At 75.9% G+C, this 17,475-nt stretch carries 14 protein-coding genes and 2 rRNA genes; 12 read left to right on the top strand and 4 right to left on the bottom strand.

Annotated features, from left to right (window positions below):
* The 3 genes from ACIQVD_RS29200 to ACIQVD_RS29190 form a co-directional block, all read left to right on the top strand.
* A 23S ribosomal RNA gene (locus ACIQVD_RS29200) occupies window positions 1-93 on the top strand; the annotation flags it as partial.
* Between the two features lie 136 nt (window positions 94-229).
* Window positions 230-346 (top strand): 5S ribosomal RNA (rrf, locus tag ACIQVD_RS29195).
* A 1,648-nt stretch (window positions 347-1,994) separates the two neighbouring features.
* On the top strand, window positions 1,995-2,879 hold the full coding sequence (locus ACIQVD_RS29190; protein ID WP_400693016.1) for a tetratricopeptide repeat protein: 885 nt from the start codon (window positions 1,995-1,997) through the stop codon (window positions 2,877-2,879).
* A 99-nt stretch (window positions 2,880-2,978) separates the two neighbouring features.
* On the opposite strand, the gene ACIQVD_RS29185 is transcribed toward ACIQVD_RS29190, so the two are convergent.
* The gene (locus ACIQVD_RS29185; protein ID WP_402292202.1) at window positions 2,979-4,334 is read right to left on the bottom strand and encodes a DUF1015 family protein; all 1,356 of its coding nucleotides are present in this window, start codon (window positions 4,332-4,334) and stop codon (window positions 2,979-2,981) included.
* Window positions 4,335-4,439: 105 nt separating this feature from the next.
* On the opposite strand from ACIQVD_RS29185, the gene ACIQVD_RS29180 reads away from it, so the two are divergent.
* Both ACIQVD_RS29180 and ACIQVD_RS29175 read left to right on the top strand, forming a co-directional pair.
* Window positions 4,440-5,021: a tetratricopeptide repeat protein gene (locus tag ACIQVD_RS29180; protein WP_402292201.1), complete on the top strand. Its 582-nt coding sequence runs from the start codon at window positions 4,440-4,442 to the stop codon at window positions 5,019-5,021.
* A gap of 74 nt (window positions 5,022-5,095) precedes the next feature.
* Window positions 5,096-6,142 carry an HAD-IIA family hydrolase gene (locus ACIQVD_RS29175; protein ID WP_402292200.1) on the top strand — a complete coding sequence of 349 codons (1,047 nt, stop codon included), beginning with the start codon at window positions 5,096-5,098 and terminating at the stop codon, window positions 6,140-6,142.
* A gap of 99 nt (window positions 6,143-6,241) precedes the next feature.
* On the opposite strand, the gene ACIQVD_RS29170 is transcribed toward ACIQVD_RS29175, so the two are convergent.
* Window positions 6,242-6,589 carry an alkyl sulfatase C-terminal domain-containing protein gene (locus tag ACIQVD_RS29170; protein WP_400693027.1) on the bottom strand — a complete coding sequence of 116 codons (348 nt, stop codon included), beginning with the start codon at window positions 6,587-6,589 and terminating at the stop codon, window positions 6,242-6,244.
* A gap of 124 nt (window positions 6,590-6,713) precedes the next feature.
* Between ACIQVD_RS29170 and ACIQVD_RS29165 the strand changes: the two genes are divergently transcribed.
* From ACIQVD_RS29165 to ACIQVD_RS29150, 4 genes are all read left to right on the top strand, one after another.
* Window positions 6,714-7,844, top strand: coding sequence for a hypothetical protein (locus tag ACIQVD_RS29165; RefSeq protein WP_402292199.1), 1,131 nt, complete (start codon window positions 6,714-6,716; stop codon window positions 7,842-7,844).
* Window positions 7,837-7,992, top strand: a complete 156-nt coding sequence (locus tag ACIQVD_RS29160) for a hypothetical protein (RefSeq protein WP_400693033.1) — start codon at window positions 7,837-7,839, stop codon at window positions 7,990-7,992. Before ACIQVD_RS29165 ends, ACIQVD_RS29160 begins: the two co-directional genes overlap by 8 nt.
* Before the next feature lie 36 nt (window positions 7,993-8,028).
* Window positions 8,029-8,835, top strand: coding sequence for a TlyA family RNA methyltransferase (locus ACIQVD_RS29155; protein WP_400693036.1), 807 nt, complete (start codon window positions 8,029-8,031; stop codon window positions 8,833-8,835).
* 91 nt (window positions 8,836-8,926) lie between these two features.
* Window positions 8,927-9,826 carry an NAD kinase gene (locus tag ACIQVD_RS29150; protein ID WP_400693038.1) on the top strand — a complete coding sequence of 300 codons (900 nt, stop codon included), beginning with the start codon at window positions 8,927-8,929 and terminating at the stop codon, window positions 9,824-9,826.
* Between the two features lie 43 nt (window positions 9,827-9,869).
* Here the strand turns inward: ACIQVD_RS29150 and ACIQVD_RS29145 are convergent, their stop codons facing one another.
* Entirely contained in the window at window positions 9,870-11,342 is a 1,473-nt protein-coding gene (locus ACIQVD_RS29145) for a PLP-dependent aminotransferase family protein (protein WP_402292198.1), read from the bottom strand.
* A 113-nt stretch (window positions 11,343-11,455) separates the two neighbouring features.
* Between ACIQVD_RS29145 and ACIQVD_RS29140 the strand changes: the two genes are divergently transcribed.
* The 3 genes from ACIQVD_RS29140 to ACIQVD_RS29130 all read left to right on the top strand — a co-directional run bounded on the left by ACIQVD_RS29140 (window position 11,456) and on the right by ACIQVD_RS29130 (window position 15,248).
* Window positions 11,456-12,166 carry a YitT family protein gene (locus ACIQVD_RS29140; RefSeq protein WP_402292197.1) on the top strand — a complete coding sequence of 237 codons (711 nt, stop codon included), beginning with the start codon at window positions 11,456-11,458 and terminating at the stop codon, window positions 12,164-12,166.
* 63 nt (window positions 12,167-12,229) lie between these two features.
* Complete coding sequence (recN, locus tag ACIQVD_RS29135; protein WP_402292209.1) at window positions 12,230-13,963, top strand: DNA repair protein RecN; 1,734 nt, start codon at window positions 12,230-12,232, stop codon at window positions 13,961-13,963.
* Window positions 13,964-14,087: 124 nt separating this feature from the next.
* Window positions 14,088-15,248, top strand: coding sequence for a glycosyltransferase family 4 protein (locus ACIQVD_RS29130; protein ID WP_402292196.1), 1,161 nt, complete (start codon window positions 14,088-14,090; stop codon window positions 15,246-15,248).
* A gap of 30 nt (window positions 15,249-15,278) precedes the next feature.
* Here ACIQVD_RS29130 and ACIQVD_RS29125 read toward each other — a convergent pair whose 3' ends face one another.
* On the bottom strand, window positions 15,279-17,207 hold the full coding sequence (locus ACIQVD_RS29125) for a glycoside hydrolase family 15 protein (RefSeq protein ID WP_400693048.1): 1,929 nt from the start codon (window positions 17,205-17,207) through the stop codon (window positions 15,279-15,281).
* Window positions 17,208-17,475 lie beyond the last annotated feature (268 nt).

Below are 17,475 nucleotides of genomic sequence, written 5' to 3'. Positions count from 1 at the left end.
GGCTCCCAGTAGACGACTGGGTTGATAGGCCGGATATGGAAGCCCTGTGAGGGGTGGAGTTGACCGGTACTAATAGGCCGAGGGCTTGTCCTCAGACGCTCGCGTTCACTGTGTGGTTCCCGGGTAGCGAACAGCTATCGCCGGCAGGGAGTCGATTCTTTCGACTCTGCCACAAGAAGCAACACCATTTTTCAACTGAAAAGTGTGTTCGCTGAATACCCGATAGGGTTTCGGTGGTCATAGCGTGAGGGAAACGCCCGGTTACATTTCGAACCCGGAAGCTAAGCCTCACAGCGCCGATGGTACTGCAGGGGGGACCCTGTGGGAGAGTAGGACGCCGCCGAACAATTCTTCAATAGGCCGAGGCCCCAGCGATTCGCTGGGGCCTCGGCCTTTTTTGTTGGGCATCGGCCGGACACGTGGACGGCCGGTGGACGGTGGTCGGGCACCCGGACGCGGTGTTCCGCCGGATGCCGGACAATGGACAAGGCGGACGTTCCGGACCCTGGTGGGGTGCGGAGGGCGTCCGGATCTCGCGCTGGTGTCGGTGGATCGGCAGTGGCGCCTCTCGAACTCGCAGTGTGCAGACAGGAGTCACCAGCATGTCGAACCCGCCCCAGGACCGGCCCGAGCGCCGTAACGACGGCGGCCGGGGGTACGAGCCCAGGTCGCGAGGGGGCTGGTCGAACGACCGCGGCCCGCGTCGTGACGACCGTGGCGAAGGCGGTGGCTACCGGGGTCGTGACGACCGCGGTGACCGCGGCGGCGACCGTGGGGGCTTCCGCTCGCGTGACGACCGGCCTTCGTACGGCGGTGGTGGCGGCGGTGGCGGTTACCGCTCCCGTGACGACCGTCCGCAGGGCGGTGGCGCCGGCGGTGGCTTCCGCTCGCGTGACGACCGGCCTTCGTACGGCGGTGGCGGCGGCGGTGGCGGTTACCGCTCCCGCGACGACCGCCCGCAGCAGGGTGGCGGTGACCGTGGCGGCTTCCGTGGCCGGGACGACCGTCCGCAGGGCGGTGGCGCCGGCGGTGGCTACCGGGGTCGTGACGACCGTCCCCAGGGTGGTGACCGTGGCGGCTTCCGTCCGCGTGAGGACCGTCCCTCGTACGGGCGTGACCGCGATGACCGTCCGCAGCGCAGTGGCGGCTACGACCGTCCGCAGGGCGGCGGTGACCGTGGCGGCTTCCGCGGCCGTGACGACCGTCCCCAGCGCAGCGGTGGCTACGACCGTCCCCAGGGTGGCGGGTTCCGTCCGCGTGAGGAGCGTTCGTTCGACGACCGCCCGCAGCGCAGTGGCGGCTACGAGCGCCGGGACGAGCGTCCGCAGGGCGGCGGTGACCGTGGCGGCTTCCGTGGCCGCGACGACCGTCCGCAGCGCAGCGGCGGGTACGACCGTCCCCAGGGCGGCGGTGACCGTGGCGGCTTCCGTCCGCGTGAGGACCGTCCCTCGTACGGGCGTGACCGTGACGACCGTCCCCAGCGCAGCGGTGGCTACGACCGTCCGCAGGGCGGCGGGTTCCGTCCGCGTGAGGAGCGTTCGTTCAACGACCGCCCGCAGCGCAGCGGTGGCTACGAGCGCCGGGACGACCGTCCGCAGGGCGGCGGCACCGGCGGTGGCTACCGGGGTCGTGACGACCGTCCCCAGGGCGGTGGCGACCGTGGTGGGTTCCGTCCGCGTGAGGACCGTCCCTCGTACGGGCGTGACCGCGATGACCGTCCGCAGCGCAGTGGCGGCTACGACCGTCCGCAGGGCGGCGGTGACCGTGGCGGCTTCCGCGGCCGGGACGACCGTCCGCAGCGCAGCGGTGGCTACGACCGTCCGCAGGGCGGCGACCGTGGCGGCTTCCGTGGCCGCGACGACCGTCCGCAGCGCAGCGGCGGGTACGAGCGCCGGGACGACCGGGGCGGGTACCGGGGCGGGCGGGACGACCGTGGTGGGTACCGCGGCGGGCGGGACGAGCGGGGCGGGTACGACGAGCGGCGTCAGGAGCCGGTGAAGCGGCTGCCGATCCCGGACGACGTGACCGGGTACGAGATCGACGCGGACGTCAAGCAGGACCTGAAGAGCCTGCCGAAGACGTTGGCCGAGGACGTGGCGCGCAACCTGGTGATGGTGGCGCGGCTGCTCGACAGCGAGCCGGAGGAGGCCTACAACTACTCGCGGGTCGCGCTGCGGCTGGCTTCGCGGGTGGCGAGCGTGCGCGAGGCGGCCGGGTTCGCCTCGTACATGACGCAGCGGTACGCGGAGGCGCTGACCGAGTTCCGGGCGGCGAAGCGGATGACCGGGCGGGTCGACCTGTGGCCGGTGATGGCGGACTGCGAGCGCGGTCTGGGCCGGCCGGAGCGGGCGCTGGCGATGGCCGGTGAGCCCGAGGTGAAGCAGCTGGACAAGGCCGGTCAGGTCGAGATGCGGCTGGTCGCGGCGGGTGCCCGGGCGGACCTGGAGCAGTTCGACGCGGCCGTCGTGACGCTGCAGAGCCCGGAGCTGGCGTCCTCGGCGATCCACCCGTGGACGGCGCGGCTGCGCTACGGGTACGCGGACGCGCTGATCGCGGCGGGTCGGGCGGACGAGGCCCGGGAGTGGTTCGTGAAGGCCGTGGAGGCGGACACGGACGGGTCGACCAACGCGGCCGAGCGGCTGGCGGAGATCGACGGCGTGGAGTTCACCGACGCGCTGGACGAGGACGCCGAGGGCGAGGACGAGGGCGCGGAGGCCGTGGAGCCGGCGCGCCGTCAGATCGACAAGGACGACGTCGGCGACGACCGGATGATCTTCGAGGACGAGGAGGACGTCGAGGAGTTCTACGACGAGGACGACCTCGAGGTGGACGAGGACTACGACGAGGACTCGTTCGAGGAGCAGCCCAAGCAGGGCTGACCGGCGTGAGGAGAGGCCCCCGTTCCGGGTAGGAGCGGGGGCCTCTTCGCGTTCCGCGCGGAAGGGTCGGCGGCGGGTCGGCACCGGGTCGGCGGCGGATCAGCCGAGTTCGAGGGAGCGCAGGACCAGTCCGGTGGCCGGTTTGGGGCCGAAGGAGGTGGACTTGCGGGGCATGGTGACGCCCTGTTCGGCGAGGCGGCGCACGACGCGTTCCTCGACGGGGTGGAGCAGGACGGCGGTGCCGCCGGTGCGGGCGGCCTCGCGGACGGCGGCCTCGGCGGAGTGCAGGTAGCCGATGTGCTCGGGGCTGTCGGGGACGTGCCAGGTGCGGTCGAGCAGGACGGCGTGCAGGACGGTGGCGTCCAGGCGGCGCCACTCCTCGGGGCGGTCGGTGCGGACGGTGGCGGCGAGGGTGGCTTCGTCGGGGCCGGTGAGGAGCTGGAAGCGGCCGTCGCCGGCGGTGAGGACGAAGGAGTTGCCGGGGGAGCGGTGGGCCTCGGCGAGGGCGGTGAGGGCGTCGGGGAGGGCGCCGGGCAGCTCGGTGGTGCGCCAGGCGGCCGGGTCGAGGGCGGCGAGCGCGGCGTCCGGCGGGAGGCGGTGCAGGACGCGGTGGATGGCGCGGACCCGCAGCGGGTAGCGGTCGGTGTCGACGAGCAGGACCAGGCCGCGGTCCCAGGGGCTGCGCGGCAGGTGGCGGTGTTCGCGCTGGAGCCGCAGGTACATCTCCCAGCGGTGGTGGCCGTCGGCGATCAGGGCGCGGCAGCCGGCCAGGTCGCGGGTGACGGCGGCCAGTTCGGCGGGGTCGGTGACGGCCCACAGGCGGTGGTGGGTGCCGTCGCTGGTGGTGGTGGCGAGCAGCGGCTCGGTGGCGGCGGCGCGTTCGATGACGTCGGCGGCGCTGCCGTGGCCGCGGTAGGTGAGCAGCAGCGGTTCGAGGTTGGCGCGGGTGGTGCGCATCAGGCCGACCCGGTCGGCGACGGGCTTGGGCATGACGTCCTCGTGCGGCAGGACGACGCCGGCTTCGGGGCCGCTGACGGCGAGGGCGCCGATCAGGCCGCGCTGGAGGGTGCCGGAGGGGGTGCGCTGCTCGTAGACGTACAGGGCGGGGCTGGGGTCGGCGGTCAGGACGCCCTGGTGGCGCCAGTCGTTGAGCAGGCGGGCGGCGTGCCGGTAGCGGGTGTCGCGGTCGGGGCGGTCGCCGGCGTCCTCGGGTTCGGGGCGGGGCAGGATCAGGCGGACGATGTTGTGCGGGTCCGCGGTCTCCAGGTCCAGGCGCCGTCCGGGGTCGACCACGTCGTACGGCGGTGAGGTGACCGCGGCCAGGTCGCCGACCCGGTGCGGGTCGTAGCGCAGGCCGCGGAACGGGGACAGGGACAGCCCTGCGGTGGCGACGTGCCCGGGGTCTCCGGGGCCGCCCGAGGGCTCGTTGCCGGTTTCGGCACGAGGGGCGCTCATTCTGGGCATGTTAGTCGGGTAGTCCTTGTTGGGAGATCGCGATGCGGGTGGACGTCCAGGTCATCCGGGACGTGGGCGGGCGGACGGGAAGCGGGGTAGGTGCGGATGGGTCACCGGGAGCACGAGGGCGACGGCGGGGCGGCGGTTCCGGGGGCCGGCGGGAACGGGGTGCCCGGCGGCGGGGTGTACGACTGGTTCCGGCGCGGGGTGCGGCTGTTGGAGGAGCGGCACCCGGCGGCGGCGGTGCAGCTGCTGGCGCGGGCGGCGGAGGCGGAGCCGGGGTCGCGGTCGATCCGGGAGGCGCTGGCGCGGGCCCAGTTCGACGCGGGGCAGTACGCGCGGGCGCTGGAGAGTTTCCGGGCGGTGGCGGAGGCCGATCCGTCGGACGACTACGCGCAGTTCGGGTGGGGGGTGTCGGCGGCCCGGCTGGGCGACTTCGAGGTCTCGGCGGAGCACCTGGCGCTGGCGGTGGCGATGCAGCCGGGCAACCGGCACTACCAGGCGGCGCTGCGGCAGACCAGGGCGACGCTGGCGGCCCGGGCGGGGGCGTACGGGCCGCTGCTGCCGGGAGCGCCCGGGTACCTGGCGCCGCTGGAGGGCCCGGACGGCCCGGACGGCCCGGACGGTCCGGAGGGTTCGGGCGGCCCGGGGAGGCCGGAGGGCCCGGACGGTCCGGGTGAGGGCTGACCGGGGTGCGGTGGCGGGCGCGGCCTAGGCTGGCGGGTGTCCGTTCGGTTCGAGGTGACGAGGGTGGAGCAGCGATGACGGAGAACGCCGCGGCGGTGCGGAGCGTACCGGGGTCCAGTGCGGAGGCGCTGACGGAGGCGTACGACACGGCGCTGCTGGACCTGGACGGGGTGGTGTACGCGGGGCCGCACGCGGTCGTCCACGCCGTGGAGTCGCTGGAGCGGGCCCGGGCGGCCGGGATGCGGCTGGCGTACGTCACCAACAACGCGTCGCGGCCGCCGCGGGCGGTGGCGGAGCACCTGACGGAGCTGGGCGTGCCGGCCGAGCCCGCGGACGTGATCAACTCGGCGCAGGCGGCGGCCCGGCTGGTGTCGGAGAAGGTGCCGGCGGGGTCGCGGGTGCTGGTGATCGGCGGGGCGGGGCTGCTGGAGGCGCTGGAGGAGCGCGGGCTGGTGCCGGTGCGCTCGCTGGAGGACGACCCGGCGGCGGTGGTGCAGGGCTACGACCCGTCGGTCGGCTGGAAGGACCTGGCGGAGGCCGCGTACGCGGTGGGCCGGGGCCTGCCGTGGGTGGCCTCGAACACCGACCTGTCGATCCCGACGGCCCGGGGCATCGCGCCGGGCAACGGGACGCTGGTGGCGGCGGTGCAGGCGGCGACCGGCGTGGAGCCGGAGGTGGCGGGCAAGCCGCTGCCGCCGATGCACCGGGAGACGGTGCTGCGGACGGGGGCGAAGCGTCCGCTGGTGGTCGGTGACCGGCTGGACACCGACATCGAGGGCGCGTTCAACGGCGGGGTGGACTCGCTGCTGGTGTTCACCGGCATCGCCACGCCCGAGCAGGTGCTGGCCGCGCCGCCGAAGCACCGCCCGACCTACCTGGCCGAGGACCTGCGGGGCCTGCTGGAGGCGCAGCCGGAGGTGTCGGCGCTGGACGGCGGCCGGTTCGGCTGCGGCGGCTGGACGGCGGGCGCGGACGGCGGCGTGCTGGCGCTGGACGGCACGGGCGGCCGGATCGACGCGGTGCGGGCGCTGTGCGCGGCGGCCTGGACGTGGGCGGACGGGCACGACGGCGCGGCGCCGGAGTCGGCGAAGGCCCTGGCGAGGCTGCCCGCAGCGGACTGACGGGTCCGTGGCCGGGCCGGTTCGGGGTGCGGCCATCCGTTCGGGGGGACGGGTGGCCGGTGCCGGCCGGTCCGTGCCGGTCGGTCGGCGGCGCGGGGGTCAGAGCAGGGTGCGCAGGCGCAGCAGGTCGCGGAGGCTCGCGTCCAGCTTGAGGCGGCCGGTGGCCCAGGCGGTGGGGAAGGGGAGCTTGCCGGCGACCAGGGCGACCAGGTCGTCCCCGGTGGTGGTGAGCTTGATGTCGGCCTTGGTGGCGGGCGGGCCGGGGGCCTCGGTGATGCCGGTGAGCCGCCCGTCGGTGAGGCGGCCGGTGAAGGTCAGGTCGAGGTCGGTGAGGTGGCAGCTGAGGGAGCGGTCGAGGGCGGCAGCCTTGCGGATGTCGCCGCCGGCGGCGGCGAGGTTGTGGCTGAGCTGCTCCAGCGCGGTGCGGCACTCCTCGGTGGTGGCCATGTCTGCGGCTTGCTCCCGTCGGTGGTCGTTCGGCGTTCCACGCTAGCGCAGAGCCGTACGGCGGCGGCCCGGAGAGGGTAGCGTCGGTGGCGGTAGTCGGTGGCGGCGGCGAGGAGGCGGACGGATGCTGCAGGACGCGGTGCGGGGTGTGCGGGGCGTGCTGGTGGTGGCGGCGGAGCTGGCCGATGAGGCGGGCCGCCGGGTGCTGGACACGGCCGGGGAACTGCTCAAGCCCAGGGGTGAACTGCCCCCCGGGGTCGAGCAGTTGCGGGTGCTCGCCGAGGAGGCGGTGACGGCCGGACGGGCCGGGGTCGACCTGGTGGCCGGGGTGGCCCGGGGCGAGGCGGAACGGGTGTTCGAGAAGGTCGGCGACCAGGTGGTGAAGGTCGGCGTGGTGCTGAGCTTCCTGGAGTCGAAGCTGCGGGAGGTCGAGGAGGAGCCGGTCGCGGCGGAGGAGCCGCCGGACGAGGAGCCCGAGCCCGAGGAGCCGGTGGCCCCGGTGGTGCGCCCGGCCGCGCGGGCCCAGGGCCTGTTCGACGCGGGCTGGGACGCGGAGCCGGAGACCCCGGCGGAGGACGCGGCGGCGGCCGGGGACCGGAAGGCGGCGGCGCGCAAGGCGGCGGCCCGCAGGCAGGCGGCGGGTTCGGCGTCGGGCGTCAGGAAGGCCGCGGCGCGCCGGGCCCCCGGGGAGGGTGCCGGGACGGCGGACGGCGCACCGGCGGGACCGCGACGGGCTCCGGCGCGGAAGGCGGCGGCCCGCAAGGGGGCGGCCGCGAAGCAGGCGTCGGCGCAGCGCTCGGTGCCGCGCAAGGCGGCCCCGACGGCCCCGGCGGCTTCGGCGGCTTCGGTGGTCGGGACGCCCGCGGAGGTGGCGGAGAAGGCCGCGGCGAAGAAGGCGGCGGTCAAGCGGACGGTCCCGTCCGTCCCGGCGGCCGACGGCGCGTCGGCGCAGGGGGCGTTCCCGAGCGCGCCGCTGCCCGCGAAGAAGGCCCCGGCGAAGCGCGGCGCGGCGAAGAAGGCCGCCGCGGGCGGGACCGCGGTCAACGTGGGCCCGGCGGAGAAGGCCGCCGTGAAGAAGGCCGTGCCGAACGGGACCACCGTGAACGAAGGCGCGGTGGAGAGGACCGCCGCGAGCGAGCGCGCCGCGAAGAAGGCCGCCGCGAAGCGGACCCCCGCGAAGCGGACGCCCCCCGCTCCCGGGCGACGGGCCGGGACCGGAGCCGGAGCCGGGGGCGAGGGGGCCGGTGGTGAGTGAGGGGGACCGGACGGGGGAGTCCGAGGTGGACGTGGCGCTGGCCCTGCTGGCGGAGTCGGACGGGGCGGGGGCGGAGCGGTGCGTCGAGGTGTACGAAGATGTCCATGCGCGGCTCGCCGCGACCCTCGCGGCGCTGGACCGCGGGTGAGGACCGTCCGATGTGGGAGCTGACGTAGCAGTGGCAGTGGCACGACGCCGTCTGGACGCGGAGCTGGTGCGCCGCAAGCTGGCCCGTTCGCGGGAGCACGCGAGCGAGTTGATCGCGGCGGGCCGGGTGTCGGTGGGCGGCGCGGTGGCGACGAAGCCGGCGACGCAGGTGGAGACCGCGGCGGCGGTGGTGGTCGCGAAGGACGACGCGGACCCGGACTACGTCTCGCGCGGCGGGCACAAGCTGGCGGGCGCCTTCGCGGCGTTCGTGCCGCAGGGCCTGGTGGTGGCGGGCCGGCGGGCGCTGGACGCGGGCGCGTCCACGGGCGGGTTCACGGACGTGCTGCTGCGCGCGGGCGCGGCGCACGTGCTGGCGGTGGACGTCGGCTACGGGCAGCTGGCCTGGTCGTTGCAGAGCGACGGGCGGGTGACGGTGATGGACCGCACCAACGTGCGGGAGCTGACGCCGGAGCTGATCGGCGGGGAACGGGTGGACCTGGTGGTGGGCGACCTGTCGTTCATCTCGCTGGGCCTGGTGCTGCCGGCGCTGGCCCGCTGCGCGGCGCCGGACGCGGACCTGGTGCTGATGGTGAAGCCGCAGTTCGAGATCGGCAAGGAGCGGCTGGGCTCGGGCGGCGTGGTGCGTTCGCCGGAGCTGCGGGCCGAGACGATCCGGCGGGTGGCCGGGCAGGCGTGGGAGTCGGGGCTGGGCGTGCGGGCGGTGGCGGCGTCGCCGCTGCCGGGGCCGTCGGGGAACGTCGAGTACTTCCTGTGGCTGCGCCGGGACGCGGAGCCGCTGGATCCGGCGGCGGCGGACCGGGCCGTGGCCGAGGGGCCCCAGTAGGGTACTTGGCAGGCGTCCGGGCGTTGCGCAGACTGGCAGGTCGTGGCCGGGCCGCAACGGCCCGGCGGGCGTAGGGAGAGGGCAGCGGGGAATGAGCGATCGTCGTACGGTCTTCCTGATCGCGCACACCGGCCGGGAGGCGGCCCTGCGCAGCGTGGAGGGCGTGGTGGACGGCCTGCTGCGGGCGGGGATGCGGATCCGGCTGCTGGAGTCCGAGGCGCCGGACCTGGACCTGCCGGACGGGGTGGAGCTGGTGCCCGGCGGGCACGGCGCGGCGGACGGCTGCGAGCTGATCCTGGTCGCGGGCGGGGACGGCACGCTGCTGCGCGGGGCGGAGCTGGCCCGGGAGTCGGGGCTGCCGATGCTGGGCATCAACCTGGGCCGGGTGGGGTTCCTCGCCGAGGCCGAGCGCGACGACCTGGCGACCGTGGTGGAGCGGGTGGTGGCCGCCGACTACGAGGTCGAGGAGCGGATGACCATCGACGTGCTGGTGCGCACCGACGGGAACGTGCTGCACGAGGACTGGGCGCTGAACGAGGCGTCGGTGGAGAAGGCGTCCCGGGAGCGGATGCTGGAGGTGGTCACCGAGGTGGACGGCCGCCCGGTGTCGAACTTCGGCTGCGACGGGGTGGTGCTGTCCACGCCGACCGGCTCCACGGCGTACGCGTTCTCCGGCGGCGGGCCGGTGGTGTGGCCGGAGGTGGAGGCGCTGCTGATGGTGCCGATCAGCGCGCACGCGCTGTTCGCCCGGCCGCTGGTGACCTCGCCGGACTCGGTGCTGGCGGTGGAGGTGCAGCCGCGGACCCCGCACGGGGTGCTGTGGTGCGACGGCCGCCGTTCGGTCGAACTCCCGGCCGGGGCGCGGGTGGAGGTCCGCCGGGGCAAGGTCCCGGTGCGGCTGGCCCGGCTGCACCGGGCCCCGTTCACGGACCGGCTGGTCGCCAAGTTCGCGCTCCCGGTGACGGGTTGGCGCGGTCGGTCGGACAACTGACCGTCCGGGTCGGTGGGTTGACGGGACGTCGGGGGAGGGCGGGTCAGAGCGCGGCGGGGGCCGGGTCGGCGCCGGAGAGGCGCTCGGTGCGGGCCAGCGCGGCGGCCTCGGCGATCCGCCGCAGCGCGTCGGGGACGTGCGCGGCGGGCAGGGTGAGCGGCAGCCGCAGGTGCTCCTCGAACGCGCCGTCGACGCCGAACCGGGCCCCGGAGGCGATCCGGACGCCGGTCCGCTCGCCGGCCCGGGCCAGCGCGGTGGCCGGCAGCCCGGGGGTGGCGGCCCACAGGGCGAGGCCGCCGGGCGGCAGGGCGAAGCGCCAGGCGGGGAAGTGCCGGGGCAGCTCGCGGGCGAACGCCTCGGCGGTGGCCCGCAGCTGCGCGTGCCGCTCGGCCCGGATCGCCGGCAGGTGCTCGGTCAGCAGCCGGGCCGCGACCAGCTGCTCCAGCACGGGCGTGCCCAGGTCGTACAGCGCCCGGTCGGCGGCCAGCTTGCGGACCAGGGACGGCTGGGCGCGCAGCCAGCCGATCCGCAGGCCGGGCCAGAGGATCTTGCCGGCCGAGCCGACGGTGATCACCTGGGCGTCCCGGTCGAGCGCGGCCAGCGGGCGGGGCAGGTCGGAGTCGGCGACGCCCCAGCCGAGTTCGGCGCAGGTCTCGTCGGCGATCACGGCGGTGCCGGCGGCCCGGGCGTGGGCCAGCAGGGCGCGGCGCCGCTCCTCGTCGACCAGCGCGCCGGTGGGGTTCTGGAAGTCGGGGATGACGGAGGCCAGCCGGGGCGCGGCGCCGCGCAGCACCCGCTGCCACTGCGCGAGGTCCCAGTCGGCGGGCCCGGCCCCGTCGCCGGTCAGCGGGACGGGCACCAGGCGGGCCCCGGCCCGTTCCAGGGCGCGCAGCGTGTTGGCGTAGCTGGGGGCCTCGACGGCGACCCGGTCGCCGCGCGACAGCAGCGCCTGGTGGGCCAGGTGCAGGGCGCTCATCGCGCCGGTGGTGACCAGCACCTGCTCGGGGCCGGTGGGCAGGCCGCGCTCGGTGTAGCGGCGGGCGACGGCCTCGCGCAGCACCGGCAGCCCGGTCGGGTAGTTGCCGTGCCCGGCGGTGTACGCGGGCAGCCGGGCGACGGCGTGCGCGGCGGCCTCGGCGAGCTGCGGCGGGGCGGTGGGCGCGGCCAGGCCCAGGTCGAGGACGCCGCCCTGGTCGGGGGAGACGGGGTGCAGCGCGTCGGCGGGCGGCGCGGTGCCCGCCGGCAGGGCCGTCCAGGAGCCGGCGCCGCGCCGCGAGCGCAGGTAGCCGTCGGCGCGCAGCGCCTCGTACGCGGCGGCCACGGTGGTGCGGGACAGGTGCAGCTCGGCGGCGAGCTCGCGTTCGGCGGGCAGCCGGGTGCCGACCGGGAGGCGGCCGTCGGCGACCAGCCGGGAGACCTGCGCGGCCAGCGCCCGGTAGGCGGGGCGGCGGCCGTCCGGGGCGGGCAGTTGGCGGGCGAGGGCGTGCGGGGTGAGCGTGCTGTGCCACTCGGCCATCGTCGATCAGTCCACTCGGTTCGGATTGGCCCTGTCGGGTCGGGTTTTGGACTGCCCATAGTGGCGTGCAGCGCCGGAGAACGGCAAGCACCGCACCGAGAAGAGGTCCACCGATGGCGGTCTCCCTGACCCTGCCCCCGTCCCGCACCGAATCGTCGCCACCCGCCGACCCGCCCGGCACCGCCCCGACCCGCGGCCCGTCCCGCCGCCTGCCCCGCCGGCTCGCCCAGCTCGCCGTCGGCCTGGTGCTGTACGGCGTCTCGATGGGCCTGGTGCTGCGCTCCGCGCTCGGCGGCAACCCGTGGGACGTCTTCCACCAGGGCCTGGCCCGGCACGTCGGGTTGAGCGTGGGCACCTGGGTGACGGTGGTGGGCGCGCTGGTGCTGCTGCTGTGGATACCGCTGCGGCAGAGGCCCGGCATCGGCACCCTCGGCAACGTCGCCGTCCTCGGCGTGGCCATGGACGCCACCCTCTCCCTCGTCCCGCACCCGCAGGCCCTCGCCGTGCGCGTCCCGCTGCTGGCCGCCGGCATCGTCCTCAACGGCCTCGCCTCCGGCCTGTACATCGGCGCCCGGCTCGGCCCCGGCCCCCGCGACGGCCTGATGACCGGCCTGCACCGGCGCACCGGCCGCTCCGTCCGGCTGATCCGCACCGGCATCGAGCTGACCGTGCTGGCCGCCGGCGTCCTCCTCGGCGGCACCTTCGGCCTCGGGACCCTCGCCTACGCCCTGGCGATCGGCCCGCTGGTGCAGTTCTTCCTGCCTCGGCTGACCGTCCCCGAGCAGGGCCGGACGGCGCCCGCCGGTGCCGCCACTCAGGGGTGAACCGGGGGCGGTCGTCGCAAAGCGACGGTGGAACCTCGTAAGGTCGTCTCCGTGTTGGACGAGATGCGGATACGGGATCTGGGTGTCATCGACGACGCCGTGGTCGAACTCGCCCCCGGCTTCACCGCCGTCACGGGCGAGACCGGCGCGGGCAAGACCATGGTGGTGACCAGCCTCGGTCTGCTGCTCGGCGGCCGGGCCGATCCGGCGTTGGTGCGCAACGGCTCCGAACGGGCGGTGGTGGAGGGGCGGTTGACGCTCGACCCGGAATCGCCGGTGGTGGCCCGCGCCCTGGAGGCCGGGGCCGAGCTGGACGACGGCGAGCTGCTGGTCAGCCGCACCGTCTCCGCCGAGGGCCGCTCCCGGGCGCACGTCGGCGGCCGCTCGGTGCCCGTCGGGCTGCTCGCCGAGCTCGGCGAGGACCTGATCGCGGTGCACGGCCAGACCGACCAGCAGCGGCTGCTGCGCCCCTCCCGGCAGCGCGGCGCGCTGGACCGGTACGCGGGCGAGGCGGTCGCCGAGCCGCTGGCCCGCTACCGCGAGGTGTACCGGGAGCTGCGCCAGGTCTCCGCGACCCTGGAGGAGCTGACCACCCGGGCCCGGGAGCGCGCCCAGGAGGCCGACCTGCTGCGCTTCGGGCTGGAGGAGATCGCCGCCGCCGAACCGGTCGCCGGGGAGGACGCCGAGCTGGCCGTGGAGGCCGAGCGGCTGGGCCACGCCGACGCGCTCTCCTCCGCCGCCACGCTCGCGCACGCCGCCCTCGCGGGCGACCCGGCCGACCCGGAGGCCGTCGACGCGGGCACCCTGCTGGCCCAGGCCCGCCGCGCCGTCGACGCGGTGCGCCACCACGACGAGCGGCTGGCCGCGCTGGCCGAGCGGCTCGGCGAGTGCGGCTACCTGCTCGCCGACGTGGCCGGCGACCTCGCCGGGTACGCCGACGACCTGGACGCCGACCCGGTCCGGCTGGCCGCCGTCGAGGACCGCCGGGCCGTGCTGACCCACCTGGTGCGCAAGTACGCGGGCACCGAGGGCACCCTGGCCGAGGTGATCGCCTGGGCCGAGACCGGCTCGGTGCGGCTGCTCGAACTCGACGGCGACGACGAGCGGATCGACGAACTCGGCGCGCGGGAGACCGAGTTGCGCACCCGGCTGGCCGACCTGGCGGCCGAGGTCTCGCGGGCCCGGCACGCCGCCGCCGACAAGTTCGCCGCCGCGGTCTCCGACGAGCTCGCCGAACTCGCCATGCCGCACGCCCGGGTGACCTTCGCGATCAGCCAGCTGGACGACCTGGCCGGGATCGAGCTGGAGGGCCGCAGCGTCGCCTACGGCCCGCACGGTGTCGACGAGGTCGAGGTGCTGCTCGCCCCGCACCCCGGGGCCCAGCCCCGCCCGATCGCCAAGGGCGCCTCCGGCGGCGAGCTGTCGCGCGTCATGCTGGCCGTCGAGGTGGTCTTCGCGGGCGCCGACCCCGTCCCCACCTATCTGTTCGACGAGGTCGACGCGGGCGTCGGCGGCAAGGCCGCCGTCGAGATCGGCCGCCGGCTGGCCAAACTCGCCCGCAGCGCGCAGGTCGTGGTGGTCACCCACCTCCCGCAGGTCGCCGCGTTCGCCGACCGGCACCTGGTGGTGGAGAAGACCAACGACGGCGTCGTCACCCGCAGCGGCGTCAAGACGCTCAACGACGAGGAGCGGGTGCGCGAACTCTCCCGGATGCTGGCCGGATTGGAGGACTCCGAACTCGGCCGGGCGCACGCCGAGGAGCTGCTGGAGGCGGCCCGCACGGCCCGCGCCCGCTGACCCGGGGCCGGCCGGCACCGCCGCGGGCGACGCGCCAGCGGCGGTGCCGACTGTCCAAGAGGCGGACCGACCTGGCATGGTGGCGAGCGGACACCAGCTGACAACGAGTCGGAGCGAGACAGACGTGGACCATTCCGCCGCGCGGGCCGCCGCGGCCCCCCAGCTGCACGTGGTGCTCGTCCTCGCCGCCGCGACCGGCGGCATCGGCGCCCACGTGCGCTCCCTCACCCGGGGCCTGGTCGCCCACGGCGTCACCGTCACGGTCTGCGCGCCCGAGGGCACCGACCGGCTGTTCGGGTTCTCGGCGGCCGGCGCCCGGCCGCACACCGTCGACATCACCCCGACCTCCGGGGCCCGCAGCGACGCCACCGCGATCGGCGAACTGCGCCGCGCCTTCACCGGCGCCGACATCGTGCACGCCCACGGCCTGCGGGCCGGCCTGCTGTCCGACCTGGCGCTGCGCACCGCCGGCCGCTTCCCCGGCATCCGCCCGGAGACCCCGCTGGTGGTCACCTCGCACCACGCGCTGCTCACCACCGGACTCGACCGCCGCCTCCAGCGCCTGATGGAGCGCCGGGTGGTGCGGGCCGCCGACCTGGTCCTCGGCGCCTCCTCCGACCTGGTCGCCCGGGCCCGCGAACTCGGCGCCACCGACGCCCGGCTGGGCCCGGTCGCCGCCCCGCCGATGCCGCCCGGCACCCTGGACCGGGACGCCGCCCGCAAGGCGCTGCCCGGCGGCGACGACGGCCGCCCCGTGGTGCTGGCGATCGGCCGGCTCGTCCCGCAGAAGTGCTTCGGGCTGCTGCTCGACGCCGCCGGGCACTTCGCCGCGCCCGGCGCCCCCGCCCCGCGCGTCCTGCTGGCCGGGGACGGCCCCGAGCGGCAGGACCTGCGCGAGCGGATCGCCGCCGAGCAGCTGCCCGTCGAGCTGCTCGGCTACCGCACCGACATCCCCGACCTGCTGGCCGCCGCCGACCTGGTGGTGCTCTCCTCCCGCTGGGAGGCCCGCTCGCTGGTCGCCCAGGAGGCCATGCGGGCCGGCGTCCCGGTGGTCGCCACCGCCGTCGGCGGCGTCCCCGAACTGGTCGGCGACGCCGCCGCCCTGGTCCCGTTCGCCGACCCCCGGACCCTCGCCGCCGCCGTCCGCGACCTGCTCGCCGACCCCGGCCGCCGCGCCGCGCTCTCCGCCGCCGGCCGGGCCCAGGCCGCCACCTGGCCGGACGAGGCGGCCACCGTCGCCCAGGTGCTGTCCATCTACGACGAGCTGGCGCAGCGCCGTCCCTGACCGGCCGTCACCGGCCCGGCCGGCGGGCGGTCAGCCGTTGGACAGGTTGAGCCCGCCCGCCGCGGTCAGCCGCAGGGCGGTGTCGATCAGCGGGACGTGGCTGAACGCCTGCGGGAAGTTGCCGACCTGGCGGCGGGCCCGCGGGTCCCACTCCTCGGCGAGCAGGCCCAGGTCGTTGCGGAGCGCCAGCAGCCGTTCGAACAGCTCGCGGGCCTCGCCGACCCGGCCGATCATCGCCAGGTCGTCGGCCAGCCAGAACGAGCAGGCCAGGAACGCGCCCTCGTGCCCGGACAGCCCGTCGACGTTGTTGCCGTCGTCGTCGTGGGTCGGGTAGCGCAGCACGAAGCCGTCCTCGGTGGACAGTTCGCGCTGGATCGCCTCGATGGTGCCGATGACCCGCTTGTCGTCCGGCGGCAGGAAGCCGACCTGCGGGATCAGCAGCAGCGAGGCGTCCAGCTCCTTGCCGCCGTAGTACTGGGTGAAGGTGTTGCGCTGCGGGTCGTAGCCGCGGGCGCACACGTCGGCGTGGATCTCGGCGCGCAGGGCCGTCCAGCGCTCGGTCAGGCCGGGCGGCTGCTCGTCGGCCTGGGCCAGCAGCTTGAGGGTGCGGTCGACGGCGACCCAGGCCATCACCTTGGAGTGCACGAAGTGCCGGCGCGGGCCGCGGACCTCCCAGATGCCCTCGTCCGGGTTGCGCCAGTGGTCCTCCAGGTACTCGATCAGGCGCAGTTGCAGCTGGTGGGCGTGGTCGTGCCGGGACAGGCCGGACATGGTGGCCAGGTGCAGGGCCTCGACCACCTCGCCGTACACGTCGAGCTGGAGTTGCCCGGCGGCGCCGTTGCCGACCCGGACCGGGCGGGAGTCCTCGTAGCCGGGCAGCCAGTCGAGTTCGGACTCGGTGAGCTCGCGCTCCCCGGCGATGCCGTACATGATCTGCAGGTTCTCCGGGTCGCCGGCCACCGCCCGCAGCAGCCACTCGCGCCAGGCCCGGGCCTCCTCGCGGTAGCCGGTGCGCAGCAGCGAGGAGAGGGTGATCGCGGCGTCGCGCAGCCAGGTGTAGCGGTAGTCCCAGTTGCGCTCGCCGCCGAGGTCCTCGGGCAGCGAGGTGGTGGGGGCGGCGACGATGCCGCCGGTGGGGGCGTAGGTGAGCGCCTTGAGGGTGATCAGCGAGCGGACCACGGCCTCCCGGTAGGGGCCCTGGTAGGTGCACTGGTCGACCCAGTCGCGCCAGAACCGCTCGGTGGAGGCCAGCGCGCCCTCGGCGTCCGGCGGGGCGGGGGCCGGCTCGTGCGAGGCCTTCCAGGTCAGGCCGAAGGCGATCCGCTCGCCCGCGGTGACGGTGAAGTCTGCGTACGTGGTCAGGTCGCGCCCGTAGGTCTCGGCCCGGCCGTCCAGCCACACCGAGTCGGGCCCGGCGACGGCGACGGTGCGCTGCCCGACCTCGGGGTGCTCGACCCGGTGCACCCAGGGCACGATCCGGCCGTAGCTGAAGCGCATCCGCACCGCCGAGCGCATCCGGACGGTGCCGGCCAGGCCCTCGACGATCCGGATCATCTGCGGCACGTCGGGCGTGCCGAGCAGGTGGCGGGGCGGCATCAGGTCGATCACCCGGACGGTGCCGTCCTCGGTGTCCCACTCCTGCTCCAGGATCAGCGAGTCGCCCCGGTAGCGGCGCCGGTCGCACGGCACCGCGGGGGCGGCGGCGGTGACCGGCGGGACGCGCAGCTCACCGGAGTCCAGCAGGGCCGAGCGGGGCTCGGGCGCGGCGGGCGGCGGCTCGACCGGGGTGGCCGGGCCGATCCGCCAGAAGCCGTGCTCGTCGGTGCCCAGCAGCCCGGCGAACACCGCGGGGGAGTCGAACCGGGGCAGGCACAGCCAGTCGACCGCGCCGTCCCGGCTGACCAGCGCCGCGGTCTGCATGTCCCCGATCAGCGCGTAGTCCTCGATGCGACCGGCCATGGTTCTCCGTTCCGTGCGGGCCCCGCGGCGGACGGTGCGCACAGGGTCGGGCGAGGATGTCGACGTTTGAGCAGAATACGTGGATTCGGGTGGTTCGGCCGCCCCCACGCGCCCCCACCGCCTGCCCGCGCGCGCCGGGGCCCATGCCGGGGGACCCCGTCCGAGCTGCGCCGATGCGCCGTCCGGACGATCCGCGCCGGGCCGCCGCGCCCGGACGCGGACGACCACTCGCCGGGGCACTGATACGCTGGTATCCCGTGGAACTGGT

Source organism: Kitasatospora sp. NPDC090308 (assembly GCF_044769485.1).
In the GTDB taxonomy this organism is placed as follows: domain Bacteria; phylum Actinomycetota; class Actinomycetes; order Streptomycetales; family Streptomycetaceae; genus Kitasatospora; species Kitasatospora fiedleri.
Note: the sequence above shows the minus strand (reverse complement) of the source record. Positions and strands in the feature narration are given on the sequence as shown.